The sequence below is a fragment of the Ferroplasma sp. genome, from assembly GCF_031200575.1.
Classification (GTDB): domain Archaea; phylum Thermoplasmatota; class Thermoplasmata; order Thermoplasmatales; family Thermoplasmataceae; genus Ferroplasma.
In genome coordinates this window covers 642,682-656,896 of sequence record NZ_CP133597.1, presented here as the reverse complement: position 1 = coordinate 656,896, position 14,215 = coordinate 642,682, and the positions used below count along the sequence as shown (strand labels likewise).

Genomic DNA, 14,215 nt, shown 5'->3' with positions numbered 1-14,215 from the left:
CTATGTCCCTTCCTCATAGCTGTTTAGGTATTTCAACTGATCCTCTGTATAGCTGTCTATTTTGAAATTCATTGATTCAAGTGCAATTCTCGCCACTTCATTATCAATTTCATCAGGGACCGGGTATACCTTGTTTGATAGATTTTGCCTGTGCTTTACTATGTATTCTGCTGTAAGAGCCTGAAGTGCAAAGCTCAGATCCATAATTTCAACCGGATGGCCCTGGCCTGCGGCGAGGTTTAAAAGCCTTCCATCAGAGATAAGATCCACTGTATTTCCATTTTCAAGCCTGTACTCTGTTACAAGGTTCCTTACCTGGACCTTACCTGTATTCCTCTTCTCCAGTGAGGTGTAGTCAATCTCATTATTGAAATGCCCAACATTTCCCATTATTATTCCCTTTTTGGCAACAAGCATATCATCATAGCTAACTACATTCTTCATACCTGTGGCTGTAAATAGAAGATCAGCATCCCGGATAGCGTTATTCATGCGGTCAACGTTGAAACCATCCATGACTGCCTCTATTGCCTTTACAGGGTCAACCTCGGTGACTGTTACCCTTGCACCCATTCCCTTCAGCCGCATTGCAACTCCCTTTCCTACATAGCCATAGCCTGCTACAAGGGCATTTTTTCCTGCTATCAGTATGTTTGTTGCATTCATAAATCCGTCCAGGGCACTCTGTCCAGAACCGTATCTATTGTCAAAGAAATGTTTCATCTGTGCATCATTTACATCGAACATTGGAAATTTCAGGGCTCCTGCCTTTTCCATTGCCTTGAGCCTAACAACTCCGGTTGTGGTCTCCTCATTGCCACCCATTACTTTCCTTACAAGATCAGGGTCAGATGCGACCAGATTTGTTAGGTCTCCTCCATCATCTATTATGATATCCGGCGCAACCTCAACAGTTTTCTTAATATTGTCATAATACTCTGTTTCTGTTTCACCCTTTCTTGCGTATACCATATAGTCATAATCCTTTCTGAGTGATTCAACAACACTGTCATCGGAGCTCAGGGGGTTGCATGAGGCAAGCCTTACCTCCGCACCTCCCTCTGAGAGTAGAAGTGCAAATATGCCTGTTTTAGCCTCAACGTGCAATGCCATGGCTATTCTTATACCCTTAAATGGCTTTTCCCTCAAAAAACGTTCCCTTATATTTGCAGACACTGGCATATGGTCCCTTGCCCATTTTAATCTTAAAAACCCATTGCTTTCCATCATAATCATATGTATATACTTTTGATGCTTAAAAGAATTCCCCTGCCACATTCCTCCACAGTATATTCCAGTTTTTTGTCCACGGCTGGAAAGAGCGATTTGCCTGACAGGATAAGCCCTGGATTGACATATACAAAAAACTGGTCGAATAAATTAGAATCCAGGAATTCGTTTATAACCTGCATACCGCCCTCCACAAGTACAGATTTTATTCCGAATGAGTATAATTTTTCCATTATGCCTTTTATCCCTGTATCATTTACAGTAACGGTCTGGGCATTCTTTATGTGTTTATTTTTCCTGGAAACTATATAGGTTTTCACACCCCCATCAAATATTTTATACTTATCAGATAACTTGAATTCCCCGTCAAGGATTATTCTGCATCTGGAATAACGGAGAACAGGGTCATCCACAATAACAGTATTGGCACCAATGAGCACGGCGTCCACAGATTTCCGCAGCAAAAATACCCTTTCCATATCATCTGGGTCAGAGATGGTATAGCGCCCACTTTCTGATGATATTTTCCCGTTCAAAGACATGGCAACGTTTATTGTTATCCTTGGAAGCATATAGGTTAATAATGTTCTAATATAACAATTTTGAGATACTACTAAAAAATAAGTATTTATAACTGCTGGCAATATAGAAAAAAAGTAACAGTACCAGAATAATCCAATGGAGGTGAGTTTATGAGGGTCAGCGGTCATGTATATTTCAATGGAAGGTTAAGGCAAGGGACTATTGATCTCTCCGGAGATCCGGAGTTCAAAGAAGGTATTGCAAATGATGGGCTTTATGGAACCATTATGCCAATGCCTGTGAATGCCCATACACATATAGGCGATTCATTCATTTGTGATGAGCCTTCAGGCTCGCTGCCTGATATAGTGGGCCCCGGGGGGCTAAAACATAGAATGCTCGAGCATGCTAGTGAGGATTCTATTATCAGGGGAATCAGGAGTTCAAACAGTTTTATGCGGGAAAATGGCACGGTTTCATATATTGATTTCAGGGAGGGCGGACTGAAGGGGGTTAAACTTATCAGGAAGTCTAAACCGTGGCATATACGCCCCGTCATTCTTGGCAGGCCATTCGGCAACGATTCCCTTGAGTGGATACTGGATTCTTCTGATGGAATTGCACTGAGCTCTATTTCAGATATAGATTATGAGGAGGCAATGAAGGCATCTGTAGAAACCAGAAAAAAGGGAAAGATATTCGCTCTTCATTTCAGCGAGAATAGGAGAGAGGATATTGAAAGAATTCTGGATCTTAAGCCATCTTTCCTGGTACACGGTATAGCGGCAGATGATAGAGACCTTACTTTGCTTGGGAAATTAGGGATTCCTGTAGCAATAACCCCAAGATCTAATATTTTTTATGGAAAACGGCCAGACTATGGAAGATATATGAAATATGGCATTGAAATGATGATAGGCACAGATAATGTGTTTATAACGGAGCCGGATATCTTCAGCGAGATGGATTTTCTTTACAGGTATCAGCGCTTCAGCACGTACATTAACCCATCTGACATACTTAAGTTTGCAATAGACAACCCCAGAAAATTCCTGCAAAAAAATGGGGTGGATACAGGTGGGGCATATCTATTCTTTAAAAATCAGCTGCTCAATGAATACCAGATCGTAACAAAAAAACATTATTTTAGATCCTCTATTATACGTATTTCTGAGTAGATACTAAAATATTAAATATATTGGGACAATTCCCATCTATGTACTCAGATGCAATAACAGCATTCAGGAACAGAAATCCTGTGCTAATATTCGATGCAGATACCCGTGAGGGTGAGACAGATATAGTAATACCATCGCAGTTCATTACTCCAGATATTATACGTATAATGAGGAAAGATGCAGGTGGCCTCATATGCACAACTGTAAAGCAGGCAGATGCAGAAAAAATAGGACTTCCCTATATTGAGGACCTTTTCAGGAAATGCCTGGATATGGACAAATCCATACTGAATGCAGAGGATATGAAATATGATAAGGACAGCACATTTTCAATTACAATAAATTCAAGGGATACATTCACAGGGATATCAGACAATGATAGGTCTCTAACAGTACAGCATTTTGCCGGTTTCCTTAAAGACTTGAAAGTGGAGAAGATATCTCCGGATAGTTTTGGGTCAGTTTTCAGAACTCCGGGGCACATACATCTTTTAATAGCAAGGGATGGGTATTTCTCAAGAAGGCGTGGGCATACAGAATTGAGTACATACCTTGTCGAACAGGCAGGCCTGATCCCCTCAGCCACAATAGTAGAAATGCTGGATGATAATGGGAAATCAATGACAAGGGATAAGACAGAAAATTATGCCAGAAAACATGGATACGGTTTTGCCACAGGTGAGGAAATAATCAGTGAATGGAGTGAGAACCATTGAAGAAAATAGGAATAGTGGATACGACCTTTGCCAGATACGATATGGCAGGTTCTGCAATAGACGAGCTGTACGCCTATGGTACAGGCTTCGTTGTGGAAAGGTACACTGTTCCCGGTATAAAAGATATTCCTGTAGCCTGTAAAATTCTGTTTGAAGATTACCAGTGCGACCTGGTAATGGCATTTGGAATGCCTGGTCCTATGCCTGTTGACAAAATGTCTGCCCAGATTGCATCCACAGGCATCATGGAGGTACAGCTGCAGGAGAAGATGCATATAATAGAGGTTTTCGTCCATGAGGATGAGGCAAAGAATGATGCAGAGCTTGCATGGCTCTGCGACAGGAGGGCAAGGGAACATGCATTGAACGCATATAACCTGCTATTTGACAGGGATAGGCTCACAAGGAATGCCGGTATGGGTTTGAGACAGGGTTTTGAGGATAAGGGACCTGCCACGGAGGGTGGATCTGGTTCACATAAACATTAGGTGATAATATGGAAAAGATAAGAGTTGGAATAGTTGTTGCGGAATTTAACTTTGATATAACAGAGATGATGATGGAAAGGGCAGTAGATCATGCGAAATTCCTCGGAGTCGAGGTATCCAAGATTTTCAGGGTGCCTGGCACATTTGATATGCCACTGGCCATAAAAAAGCTGCTCAAGATGGACAGTATAGATGGTGTTGTTACCCTTGGAGCAGTGATCAGGGGAGAAACTGACCACCACAGGGTTATTATGGATAACGCTGCCAGGAAGATAACTGATCTGTCACTGGAATATGAAAAACCTGTTGCACTGGGCATTTCCGGGTCCGGGGAATCCAGGCTGCAGGCTGAGGCCAGAATCGATATGGCAAAGGATGCCATGGAGAGCTGTGTCAAAATGATAAGGGAAATTAATTCCCTGTAAATTTGACCACAATAAATATATTTTTGGCATACAATTAAAAAAAATTAAATGCTTTTGTTTAATTACCTATGAAATGGGCACGTGGCCTAGCATGGATAGGGCAACAGCCTCCTAAGCTGTAAATCAGGGGTCCAAATCCCCTCGTGCCCGCTTATGATTCCATTCTTGGTGCCAGAAGAAACCTTCCTTTTATTCTTTCAGGTGAATCAGTACCAAGATTAAACTCAATTGTAAGGGGATAATCGCTCTTAAATGAAAGCTTTATCTCTTCACTGGGCGATATTGATCTCATGAATTTCAGAAGGTATTCCAGTGGATAGGATGATTTTATGGTCTCATGGCACTGGATTTCTTTCAGCATATCCTTCTGTAATATCATTTCACTTTCATCTGCATCTGACATTGACCTGGCAGAAAAGTTATCAGGGGTCATTGTGAGCCTTATTGCGTCAGAAACGTCCTCTGCTGCCCTGAGCCCCTTTTCGAATTCCCCCTTGATCATTACCACATAATCCTCTGCGACAATCTGGGGGACTCTTGGGGTTGTAATCTGGTTGTTGTCCAGCAGTGATATACTCTTTATTATATTCCCTATTTCAAATTTCAATTTTTCCCTGTCCTTAACAATTACCATGGAATCGTTGCTTGAGGCAAGCTTTAAAATGCTTTTTACCTTCTCAAGGTCAAGTGATATTTCCTCCTCAGCTTCCACATCATATTCCGCAAAAACGTTTTTTGGTATTTCAAGAGAAACCATGGCAACATGTGCGGGATCAACAGCATTGACAGTTATGCCAGAGGGGGTTATCTTGAACTTTGACTCAGTAACCACAGTGTTTAGCATTTCTACTACGTCTTTTAGATTTTTCACAGAAATATTCATTCTTGTCATATAGTCATGACATAGATAGGTATATTATAAACATTCTTTTCAAAAAAATAAATACAAAAAATTAATTTAAGAGTCCTCTTGCCTTCATGGCGTCTACGACTCTCTGTATGGCTATTATGTATGCTGCTGTCCTTGGGTCGGTCTTGTATTTTTCATGTACATCCAGTACATCCTTGGTTGCGGCAGTCATTTTCTGGTCAAGCCTGCTGTATACATCGTCCTCTGTCCAGTAATCACCGGTTATGTTCTGTACCCATTCAAAGTATGATACTGTAACTCCCCCTGCATTTGACAGGAAATCTGGCAGTAGGAGAATATCTTTCTTGAAGAATATCTCATCAGCCTCAGGAGTTGATGGCCCGTTTGCAAGCTCCAGCACTATTTTTGCCTTTACCTTTGATGCATTTTCACCTGTAAGCTGATCCTCTATTGCGGAAGGAATAAGTACGTCAACATCAGATTCCAGAAGCTCCTCGTTTGTTATATTCTTAGACCCGGGGAAGTTTTCCACCGTTCCTGTCTTTTCCTTGTGCTCAAGAAGTTCCTTGTAATCTATTCCGCTTTCCTTGTATATTCCTCCACTGGAATCTGAAACTGCAACAACCTTTCCGTGGAACATCTCATTCACGAACTTAACAGCGAACTGCCCGGCGTTTCCGAATCCCTGTATGGCATACTTTGCCTTTGACAGATCGATTCCCTTGTATTTTGCCCCCTCTCTCAGAACGTACATTCCGCCTTTTGCTGTGGCATCCCCTCTTCCAAGGGATCCGCCAACTGTAAGTGGCTTTCCTGTTATGACGCCTGGAGCAGAATGCCTGACTATCTTCTCATATTCATCCATCATCCATCCCATTATCTGGGGGGTTGTGTAGACATCAGGAGCAGGAACATCAATCTCTGGACCTATAAAGTCAGCAATTGCGTCTATGTATCCCCTGCTCAATTTTTCAAGTTCATTCTTGCTCATTTTCTTCGGATCGCATATAATTCCACCCTTAGCACCGCCGAATGGAAGTCCCAGAAGTGCTGTTTTCCATGTCATCCAAGCAGAAAGAGCCTTTACCTCTGACAGGTTTTCTTTTATATAATATCTTATTCCGCCCTTCATTGGCCCCCTTGCATTATTATAGTGTACCCTGAATCCGGTGAATACCTTTGTTTCGCCGTTATCCATCTTTACAGGTATACTTACCTGGAGAATCTCCTTGGGAGAACTCAGCACATCTACAGTTGCACTGTCTAGCTTCATTACCTTCGCAGCCTTGTTTAGCTGGGCCAGCGCTATATCAAACGGATCTAAATCTTCCATATAAACACCGGGTTGAAATCACGAAGGAGTAGTTTAAGGTTTGCTTTGACACCTATTGTATGACAATTGATAACGCGTATCCAGCAATAACTTAGATTTTTATAGAGTGTTAACATTATAAATAATATATGGAGGATGAAGAAATAAAAAAAATGCTTGTTATGGATCATGAAATGCTTATGGTACTGAAACACTTTGAACTTGCCAAGCTTGATTATGCCAAAAATATAAAAATTTATACCAGCATACCGCAGGATAAGGTTCAGATATACATAGAGAGGCTCTATGCAATGGGGCTCATAGAAAAGTATTCAGGTTCATCTGTAAAAAGGACAGAGGCAAAATTGAAAAAGACAAATGAGGTTCATAAACACCATACATATTACCATATTGCAAATAAGGGACATTATATACTGCGGGATATGACAGAGAGGGAGTACATAAAATATGTTGATATCCCATGCCTCAGGCTTATCCTCCTGAAAAGGGAAAGGAAGGATAATGCAGAAAAATGCCAGAAGCTCTATGAGATGGGTATTATGGATAAAAATTATGAGCCAACGGAAATGGGATTGAAAGTACTTGACCTAGCCAGAAGAAGACAGATAAAGATATAAATAACCATATTCCTGTGAGAAATACCGGATATTGTAATTTACATTGCCATAGGAACGTTTATAAATATTTTTAACATAACCGTTTTGATTTGGAAAGGTTTACCATATAAAGCCTGCAGTTCAGCATTGCTGGCTGATTATGGAATTACTTAAAATATGGCTTAGAAAACACTCCCAGAAGAAATTAAAAAAGCGAGCGTAGTGTAGCCTGGTATCACAGTGGCTTCCCAAGCCACTAACCCGGGTCCAAATCCCGGCACTCGCATATCTTTATTATTGACATTTAATAGAATTGTTTCCATAAATATCCTTTTATATTTCATAATATTTTGAAGATGTGATAACAGACGGCTCCAGATCAGTGTATTTTGACAGGCGTTTTGATATAAAAAATTCCATGTCTAGGGGGCTACCAATGCTCCTTATACCCCCAATCCTGCTTGCAGTGGTACTGTATCTGCATAACTTCTACTTTCTTGAATATGTGCATGTGGTGTCTGGATCTATGTGGACTGGAATGGACCTTGTCATGGGCCTCTTTTTTTCATATGTAATGAAAGGCCTGAACAATGCTGAAAAAACAAATATTTCCATGAGGCTTACCCCTACAATGCTTTTCTTCATGCCTTCAATTTCCTCTGTAACCATAACTGCGGTAATATATCTCGCCATATCCATGCACATACCATTTTCATCCCCATATATAATTGCCGCACTGGTTATAGCCTTCGCACTTCTGATCCAAGGGATAGGAATATTTCTGCCCAATGAGCTGAGAGTTTATAATGAAATACTCCATGGAGCCAGAGATAAGGACAAAATTGTGAGACTTACAATGTTTAATCTCAGATTATCCCTAAGCCAGGTCATTCTGCAGATAGCCATAATAGCGCTGATGGCGCATTTCGCAACGGGGGCACCGCTATGAATTCTCTGCAGCGGGAGTCAACTACAGGTTTGATATCAGTTATAGTTCTGGCAATAGTGTTCTCTATAGGAATAATTACACCAGGAATTCTTGTACTGGATTATGTGCATGTATTATATGGCGCATTATGGACTGGCACAGACGTTTTTCTGGGCGCAATATTCTTCATAGTGATCAACAGTTTAGATAACAATATTAAGGCAGATATAGCCAGGAGGCTGATACCTATGACCCTCTATTTTATTCCGGCACTATCTATATTTACTGTTTCATCAGGAATTACACTGGCAATACGTGAAAAAATAATTTCATTTGATCCGCTATTTATTGGCATTTTTTCCATAGCTGCATTATTGCTCATACTCACAATTTTCTTCATTTTACCCATGTCTTTAAAAATTTACCGGGAACAGTTTTCAGAAAACTTAAACAGGGAGACTGTATCAAAAAACCTGATGAATATTTCAAGGGTTGCCACAGTTCAACTGATATTACAGGTTGCGATAATAAGCCTGATGGCATATATAGTAGTTTATGCTTAGATTTCTATACATATAATTTTATGCCTGTATTAAGATGCATAAATACTAAAACATGGTTTGGCTAGATTATGATTATACATTAAATTGTTAGGATTTGTATTTAAGTATAATGCCGGGGTCGGGGATTGAACCCGAGGCCTTCGGATATCTCAGCTGTTGGCTTATGAGTCCGACGCTCTTCCAACTGAGCCACCCCGGCATGTAAAATATTAGTTTGGAACTGCCTCAACAGGCTCCTGTGTGTTTGCTTCTGGTGCCTCGCGCTGTCCAATTTCAGTCTTCCTGATTTCAATCTTTCTTATGGGATAGACATCCTTAAGGGCATTCACAAGGTCTCCATATACATCGTCACCGATTATATAATTTGCAAAAGGTCCCAGTTCCATTTCTGAGGCTTTTTCATTAACGAAATTAACTACAGAGGATCTGATCTCAGATCTTTTGGTCCCGGTAAGTTTCTGATCAGCAACAAGGACAAGCTTGACTGCAATGTTGAAGAAATCCTTGGTTTTTACATCGGTAACAATATCCATCCTTTCCCTTCTTCTTCTTACCATTCTCCTAATTGTATCATCACTGACCTCATGACCGATGAACCTGGTTGTGCACCTCTTGCCCTCGCAGTTATCCACTTTAAAGAGAACCATCGAACTTGCCTTTTTGAAATTCCCTGTAAATGTTGAAACTGGAACTGCAATGGTCCTGCCAATCATGTACTTTGGGTCAGAGCTAGGACTAAGACCGATTTCCTTTTCCCCGAAATAGGATGGTGCAACTATTGTGTACCAAGATTTCTCCTTCCATTTATCCTTTGTAGTTGATCTTCTTCTATCTGCCATTAAATCCCTCTTATTAATTGAGCTTAACTTATTAGTGAAATACATTATTGCTTATAAATTTATAAGGTTATTGTTTCCAGCACCTTTTAAGTGTTATTTCATTGCATGAATGGCTTAAGGAATGCCTGATATAAAAATCAACTAAGATTTAAATTGTGTGCAGGTTAATGTGGTAGTTTAGAAAATATTTCAGAGATAGGAGATCAGTTCCTTTATCTCTTTATGTTATGCCCTATCAACTGCAGATGTCATACAGTGGGCACCGCCATATCCCCCAGTTATTTCACTGAGATCTATTTTTATTACATCCACACCACTTTCACGGATCTCCTTACTATCCGGAAACATTTTACCTTTTCTCATCTGTATGTCCTTAATTATTCTATCCCTGGTTGAACTATCAAAGACATTCTCAGCAAGAAGCTTGTCTATGACTCTTGAGGAATCTATGGCAATTATCTTTCCATCCGAAACAGTAAGGAAATTGGATGAATATGAAAGCTGCTCGCTTATGCCCAGATCTATGAAATTATATCCCTCATCTTTCATGAATTGATACAGGGTTGTTTTAGAGTCCTCTGAGTATGTATTCCCAGAATTACGAACGTATACTGTTGCCTCGGCAGATTTCGCCAGCTCAACAGATGTAATCACAGTTCCTGCAGCAGGTATATTGAAATATGTATCCAGATGCATATTTACCATGATGTCATGGCCATCCATAAAATTATATATCGGGTTTGAAATAATTACTATCCTGTCAAAGTTAAAGATTCCCGAATTCATTGCCTCTTCTGCTCCTGCCTCGTCCGTTCTATTCCCCTTTCCTATGAGGCAGAAATCTCCTGCAGGGATAAAATCACCACCCTCAAAGAAGCCATTCTTTATGCTTTTGATCTTTGCACCCAGGATTTCCCGGAATACAAATGAGGTTATATCAGTTTCCTTTCTCCTCTGCTGCATTTTCATATTACCTATGAGAACACCGGAGGATACTGCCTGTTGATCTCTCATAAAGTAAAGGTTGGCAAGCGGCAAATTTGAATATACCCTTGGATACTGAATTCCTGAAACATACTCTTTTAAATCAATGGATGGCTCCATTATCAGGGCCTGAAATAGGGACAGTGAATCAACGTACCCTATGTTTTTTTCCATATCCTTCCTGGCATTTTCCATGGATTCGCTGGTTCCGTAAAAATTCACAAGTGAAAGAATCTTTTCCTCCAGTTTCCTCCTGAACGAGGAATTCCTTTCTGCCTCATTAACAATTAAATCCTCCAGTATGTCCACATGCACACCGTTTTCCTCCAGCACCTGCTGAAGATTTTCATGCTCTCGTTTGGCAATGGAGTAATTGAACGGCCTTTCAAACAGAAATGGCTTTGGGGCCAGCATGGCATATGTGATTTCCGTTCCCGGCCTGTGCATAATAACCCTGTTCAATCTACCCCACTCAGACTTTATTTCCATGCCTGAGTATTGCAATGGATTTAAAATGCTTTTCACAGAGGGTAAAATTTATCCTCATACCTGTAGAGATCAATTTCCTTCCCGCTGAATTCTTTTCTAAAGGTCATAATATCAAAGGTTCTGGAATTCATTAGCTGTGATTCCCCATCATGGCTGGACAGTACAATGAATTTTTCCCTGTCTGGTTCCTTAGAAATTACACGGTAAGACCCCCTAAAAAACTCCTTGGAACTTATAGTTAGTGTGTTGCCATTTCCGGTATCTATAACATCCATAGTATTGGACCTGATAGTTTTAACCATGAGATATGCCCCCCCGTAAATAACTGACCCCGGCACAAGGTCAAGTATTCTTATTAAATGCGTGTACCTGAAAAGATCCTTGCTATCCTTTCTCCCGGCAAGGGATTTGGTAATTTTCATGTTGCAGAAGTAATCAAGCTCCATCAATTTGTCTATTTTAATGGCATCCTCCTTTTTCCCAAGATAGATATCCAGCCCTTCTTTCAGTGTGTCGATCCTTGATATAAAAGAATTTGGGTCATTTTTATTGAGTCCCTTCATGAATTTCACTATTGCATCTCTGGCATCCTCCAGAATTTTCCCGTATTCCGTTGTATATGTCCTCAGCTGTATTACTGATTCGTAATATGATCCCGTTACCTTATTACATACAGGGCAGCTTTCCTTTGAAATTTTTAAAGGCACATATACTTCCTTTTCTACCTCGCCGAGATTTTTATCATTAATTATAAGATCCAGTGAAACCCCATTTTCATCTATATTATAACTTTCAACCCTGGCAATCTTATCGTTTTTATCAAATTTGATATGAGATTCTGCAGCCCTTATCACATAACGGTCTGCATCATCGTAATGCCATGATTTATTCACCCTGACCGCACCGCATTTCGGGCATACGGTCATGTCCATATTTTCGGCTTTGAGCTGGATTTTATCTGAAAGGCAGCTTCGGCAGATGCCTGATTTATACGCCTCATTTTTGCCGCAAATAATACATTTCATAACTCTAAGCATTGCAAAAGGCTATTTAACATTTGATTAAACCCTTTAGATCAGAGAGGCTCTTTACTATAAAGCATTTATTTGTGTCGCATACAGATATTTCATTGCTATTTGACCCGATGAAATAATAATTATATGGATAGTGGCTTCCCAGGTACTCCAGAACCTCACCTGATCCAGTTTCAACCTTATAAAATTCAATCATATTGAAGAGATTTGAGATGGTATAGGAAAAGAACATGGGCTGTCTTTCCATATCAGGGGCTATTGATCCTATGGACTTATCCAGCACCTCCTCTAAATTACCGTCCAGATAGTTCAGTACTGCAAGGTTTCCGATTTCAAATGAAAATCCTGAGGGTATGGCGTTATCGTATGTTTCCTTCAGTCTTACAAGTAGGTCACTGCCTGCAGAGTAAAAACCACCATTTGCACTGTCATAAAAGCTCCTGATCAGTTTTTCGTGAAGCTCCCTGGCATAATTCAGGTATATATCATTCTGTGATGCTTCGTAAAGTGAAAGCAGGCCTGATACCATATAGGAATAGTCATCAAACATGCCCTCAACTGCTGCTGACCCGTTCCTGAAGGAGTGCATTAGTTTTCCATTACAGTACATGTCATTCATTATAAAATCCGCTGAATCCTCTGCGGTGGCAAGCATATCCTTATCCTGGAAAACCATGGATGCCAGCGATAGTGCCTTTATCACGAGTCCATTGATATCTGCAAGAATTTTATCATCAACTAGGGGTTTTTTCCTCAAATTCCGTATTTGCTTCAGTTTATCAAGTTCGCTCCTGTATAATCTGGCCGGATTGCCCTTTACATCACGGTTCATGAATAGAATGTTCCTGCCTGACTGCCTTGAATTGTTATCATAAAAATTTCCCTCCGGAAGTATGTTGAAATCGTAAAGAAAGTCCTTACTGGTGTTATACTTTAATTCAGAATAAGTCCATGTATAAAATTTCCCTTCCTGGTTTTCTGAATCAGCATCCACCGCGGTATAAAATCCCCTAGAGAACATATTGTCTTTCAGAAATTTGTATATTTCATAAACTGCATCCCTGTAGAAGTCGTTATGTGTTATATCGTAAGCATAGGAATACGCCATGATAGCCATGGCCTGATCATAGGTCATCTTCTCAAAATGGGGTATCCTGAAAAACGGATCAGTTGAGTATCTGTGGAATCCACCGCCTATATGGTCATACATACCACCTAAATACATATTTTTCAGGGTGGTTTCCACCATTTCCATGGCGGTTCCGTCACCTGTCTTCTTATGGTAATTCATGAGGAAGATGAGATGCTGGAATGATGGAAATTTTGGGGCACTGCCGAATCCGCCGTATTCCCTATCATAATTCCTCTTAAGGGATTCATAGGCAGAATCTATGTATTTGCTATAATCAATTTTTTGTGTCCCACTGTTACTGTTTTCTATGTTTTTCAGCCTGGATATGGCTTCATCCCCATTCTTAACAAGTTCATCCCGTTTATTCTTCCACAGGTAGGATATATTATCGCACAGGTCCATCATACCTATCATATTATTTCTGGAAATCTTAGGTATGTATGTAAATGCAAAAACTGGCTTTCTATCAGGAGTCAGAACAAGATTCAGAGGCCAGCCTCCGGTCCCTGTCATGACCTGGCTGAATGTCATATAGAGGTTATCTATATCAGGCCTTTCCTCCCTGTCAACCTTTATGCACACAAAGGTATCGTTCATTTTTTCTGCCACACTTTTATCCATAAAGCTTTCCTGCTCCATAACATGGCACCAGTGGCAGCTGGAATAACCTATGCTGAGGAATACTGGTTTATCCTGATCCCTGGCAATATTGAATGCCTCATCTGACCATGGATACCAGTTTACAGGGTTATTTGAATGTTCCAGTAAATACGGACTGTTTTCATTTGCAAGTTTGTTCATAATATGCTATGGCATTTTTATATACAAATATATTGTAATAGCCAGATTCAAATTCAATAAAATTATAAACCACAAAATAATATAAT

The 14,215-nt window shown here is 40.2% G+C and carries 15 protein-coding genes and 3 tRNA genes; 9 read left to right on the top strand and 9 right to left on the bottom strand.

All coding sequences use genetic code 11. The features are described 5' to 3' along the window. Entirely contained in the window at positions 1 to 1,230 is a 1,230-nt protein-coding gene (locus RE471_RS03700; RefSeq protein ID WP_375379268.1) for an adenosylhomocysteinase, read from the bottom strand. 2 nt (positions 1,231 to 1,232) lie between these two features. Continuing rightward, entirely contained in the window at positions 1,233 to 1,802 is a 570-nt protein-coding gene (locus tag RE471_RS03695; RefSeq protein ID WP_309215438.1) for a dihydrofolate reductase family protein, read from the bottom strand. Positions 1,803 to 1,922: 120 nt separating this feature from the next. Here RE471_RS03695 and RE471_RS03690 point away from each other — a divergent pair, with 120 nt between their 5' ends. The 5 genes from RE471_RS03690 to RE471_RS03670 all read left to right on the top strand — a co-directional run bounded on the left by RE471_RS03690 (position 1,923) and on the right by RE471_RS03670 (position 4,709). Continuing rightward, positions 1,923 to 2,930, top strand: a complete 1,008-nt coding sequence (locus RE471_RS03690; protein WP_309215437.1) for an amidohydrolase family protein — start codon at positions 1,923 to 1,925, stop codon at positions 2,928 to 2,930. Between the two features lie 38 nt (positions 2,931 to 2,968). Continuing rightward, positions 2,969 to 3,646, top strand: a complete 678-nt coding sequence (ribB, locus tag RE471_RS03685) for a 3,4-dihydroxy-2-butanone-4-phosphate synthase (protein ID WP_309215436.1) — start codon at positions 2,969 to 2,971, stop codon at positions 3,644 to 3,646. After that, entirely contained in the window at positions 3,643 to 4,134 is a 492-nt protein-coding gene (gene ribC / locus RE471_RS03680; RefSeq protein ID WP_309215434.1) for a riboflavin synthase, read from the top strand. Before ribB ends, ribC begins: the two co-directional genes overlap by 4 nt. An 8-nt stretch (positions 4,135 to 4,142) precedes the next feature. Continuing rightward, complete coding sequence (gene ribH / locus RE471_RS03675; protein WP_309215433.1) at positions 4,143 to 4,559, top strand: 6,7-dimethyl-8-ribityllumazine synthase; 417 nt, start codon at positions 4,143 to 4,145, stop codon at positions 4,557 to 4,559. Between the two features lie 75 nt (positions 4,560 to 4,634). Next, positions 4,635 to 4,709 (top strand) — tRNA-Arg (locus RE471_RS03670). A gap of 1 nt (position 4,710) precedes the next feature. Here RE471_RS03670 and RE471_RS03665 read toward each other — a convergent pair. Next, positions 4,711 to 5,451: a DNA polymerase sliding clamp gene (locus RE471_RS03665; RefSeq protein ID WP_309215432.1), complete on the bottom strand. Its 741-nt coding sequence runs from the start codon at positions 5,449 to 5,451 to the stop codon at positions 4,711 to 4,713. Positions 5,452 to 5,512: 61 nt separating this feature from the next. Continuing rightward, positions 5,513 to 6,763, bottom strand: a complete 1,251-nt coding sequence (locus tag RE471_RS03660; RefSeq protein ID WP_309215431.1) for a Glu/Leu/Phe/Val dehydrogenase — start codon at positions 6,761 to 6,763, stop codon at positions 5,513 to 5,515. A gap of 128 nt (positions 6,764 to 6,891) precedes the next feature. On the opposite strand from RE471_RS03660, the gene RE471_RS03655 reads away from it, so the two are divergent. The 4 genes from RE471_RS03655 to RE471_RS03640 all read left to right on the top strand — a co-directional run bounded on the left by RE471_RS03655 (position 6,892) and on the right by RE471_RS03640 (position 8,850). Then, on the top strand, positions 6,892 to 7,380 hold the full coding sequence (locus RE471_RS03655) for a DUF2250 domain-containing protein (RefSeq protein WP_298277295.1): 489 nt from the start codon (positions 6,892 to 6,894) through the stop codon (positions 7,378 to 7,380). Positions 7,381 to 7,572: 192 nt separating this feature from the next. Then, positions 7,573 to 7,645: transfer RNA gene (locus RE471_RS03650), tRNA-Gly, on the top strand. A gap of 72 nt (positions 7,646 to 7,717) precedes the next feature. Further along, positions 7,718 to 8,308, top strand: coding sequence for a hypothetical protein (locus RE471_RS03645; RefSeq protein WP_309215430.1), 591 nt, complete (start codon positions 7,718 to 7,720; stop codon positions 8,306 to 8,308). Then, positions 8,305 to 8,850: a hypothetical protein gene (locus tag RE471_RS03640; protein WP_309215429.1), complete on the top strand. Its 546-nt coding sequence runs from the start codon at positions 8,305 to 8,307 to the stop codon at positions 8,848 to 8,850. Before RE471_RS03645 ends, RE471_RS03640 begins: the two co-directional genes overlap by 4 nt. A 110-nt stretch (positions 8,851 to 8,960) precedes the next feature. Here RE471_RS03640 and RE471_RS03635 read toward each other — a convergent pair. The 5 genes from RE471_RS03635 to RE471_RS03615 form a co-directional block, all read right to left on the bottom strand. Further along, positions 8,961 to 9,049 (bottom strand) — tRNA-Met (locus RE471_RS03635). A 10-nt stretch (positions 9,050 to 9,059) separates the two neighbouring features. Then, positions 9,060 to 9,689: a 30S ribosomal protein S3ae gene (locus RE471_RS03630; protein WP_309215428.1), complete on the bottom strand. Its 630-nt coding sequence runs from the start codon at positions 9,687 to 9,689 to the stop codon at positions 9,060 to 9,062. 225 nt (positions 9,690 to 9,914) lie between these two features. Continuing rightward, positions 9,915 to 11,162, bottom strand: a complete 1,248-nt coding sequence (locus RE471_RS03625) for an arginine deiminase family protein (RefSeq protein ID WP_309215427.1) — start codon at positions 11,160 to 11,162, stop codon at positions 9,915 to 9,917. A gap of 32 nt (positions 11,163 to 11,194) precedes the next feature. After that, entirely contained in the window at positions 11,195 to 12,187 is a 993-nt protein-coding gene (locus RE471_RS03620; RefSeq protein ID WP_309215426.1) for an NMD3-related protein, read from the bottom strand. Positions 12,188 to 12,212: 25 nt separating this feature from the next. Beyond that, on the bottom strand, positions 12,213 to 14,129 hold the full coding sequence (locus RE471_RS03615) for a thioredoxin domain-containing protein (protein ID WP_309215424.1): 1,917 nt from the start codon (positions 14,127 to 14,129) through the stop codon (positions 12,213 to 12,215). Between the last annotated feature and the right edge of the window lie 86 nt (positions 14,130 to 14,215).

Bases quoted from the DNA above. Each gene is read 5' to 3' on its own strand.
- ribH (WP_309215433.1), top strand. From the start codon at position 4,143: ATGGAAAAGATAAGAGTTGGAATAGTTGTTGCGGAATTTAACTTTGAT.
- RE471_RS03615 (WP_309215424.1), bottom strand. From the start codon at position 14,129: ATGAACAAACTTGCAAATGAAAACAGTCCGTATTTACTGGAACATTCA.
- RE471_RS03640 (WP_309215429.1), top strand. From the start codon at position 8,305: ATGAATTCTCTGCAGCGGGAGTCAACTACAGGTTTGATATCAGTTATA.
- ribB (WP_309215436.1), top strand. From the start codon at position 2,969: ATGTACTCAGATGCAATAACAGCATTCAGGAACAGAAATCCTGTGCTA.
- RE471_RS03700 (WP_375379268.1), bottom strand. From the start codon at position 1,230: ATGATGGAAAGCAATGGGTTTTTAAGATTAAAATGGGCAAGGGACCAT.
- RE471_RS03630 (WP_309215428.1), bottom strand. From the start codon at position 9,689: ATGGCAGATAGAAGAAGATCAACTACAAAGGATAAATGGAAGGAGAAA.
- RE471_RS03695 (WP_309215438.1), bottom strand. From the start codon at position 1,802: ATGCTTCCAAGGATAACAATAAACGTTGCCATGTCTTTGAACGGGAAA.
- RE471_RS03660 (WP_309215431.1), bottom strand. From the start codon at position 6,763: ATGGAAGATTTAGATCCGTTTGATATAGCGCTGGCCCAGCTAAACAAG.
- RE471_RS03625 (WP_309215427.1), bottom strand. From the start codon at position 11,162: ATGGAAATAAAGTCTGAGTGGGGTAGATTGAACAGGGTTATTATGCAC.
- RE471_RS03690 (WP_309215437.1), top strand. From the start codon at position 1,923: ATGAGGGTCAGCGGTCATGTATATTTCAATGGAAGGTTAAGGCAAGGG.
- RE471_RS03620 (WP_309215426.1), bottom strand. From the start codon at position 12,187: ATGAAATGTATTATTTGCGGCAAAAATGAGGCGTATAAATCAGGCATC.
- RE471_RS03665 (WP_309215432.1), bottom strand. From the start codon at position 5,451: ATGACAAGAATGAATATTTCTGTGAAAAATCTAAAAGACGTAGTAGAA.
- RE471_RS03655 (WP_298277295.1), top strand. From the start codon at position 6,892: ATGGAGGATGAAGAAATAAAAAAAATGCTTGTTATGGATCATGAAATG.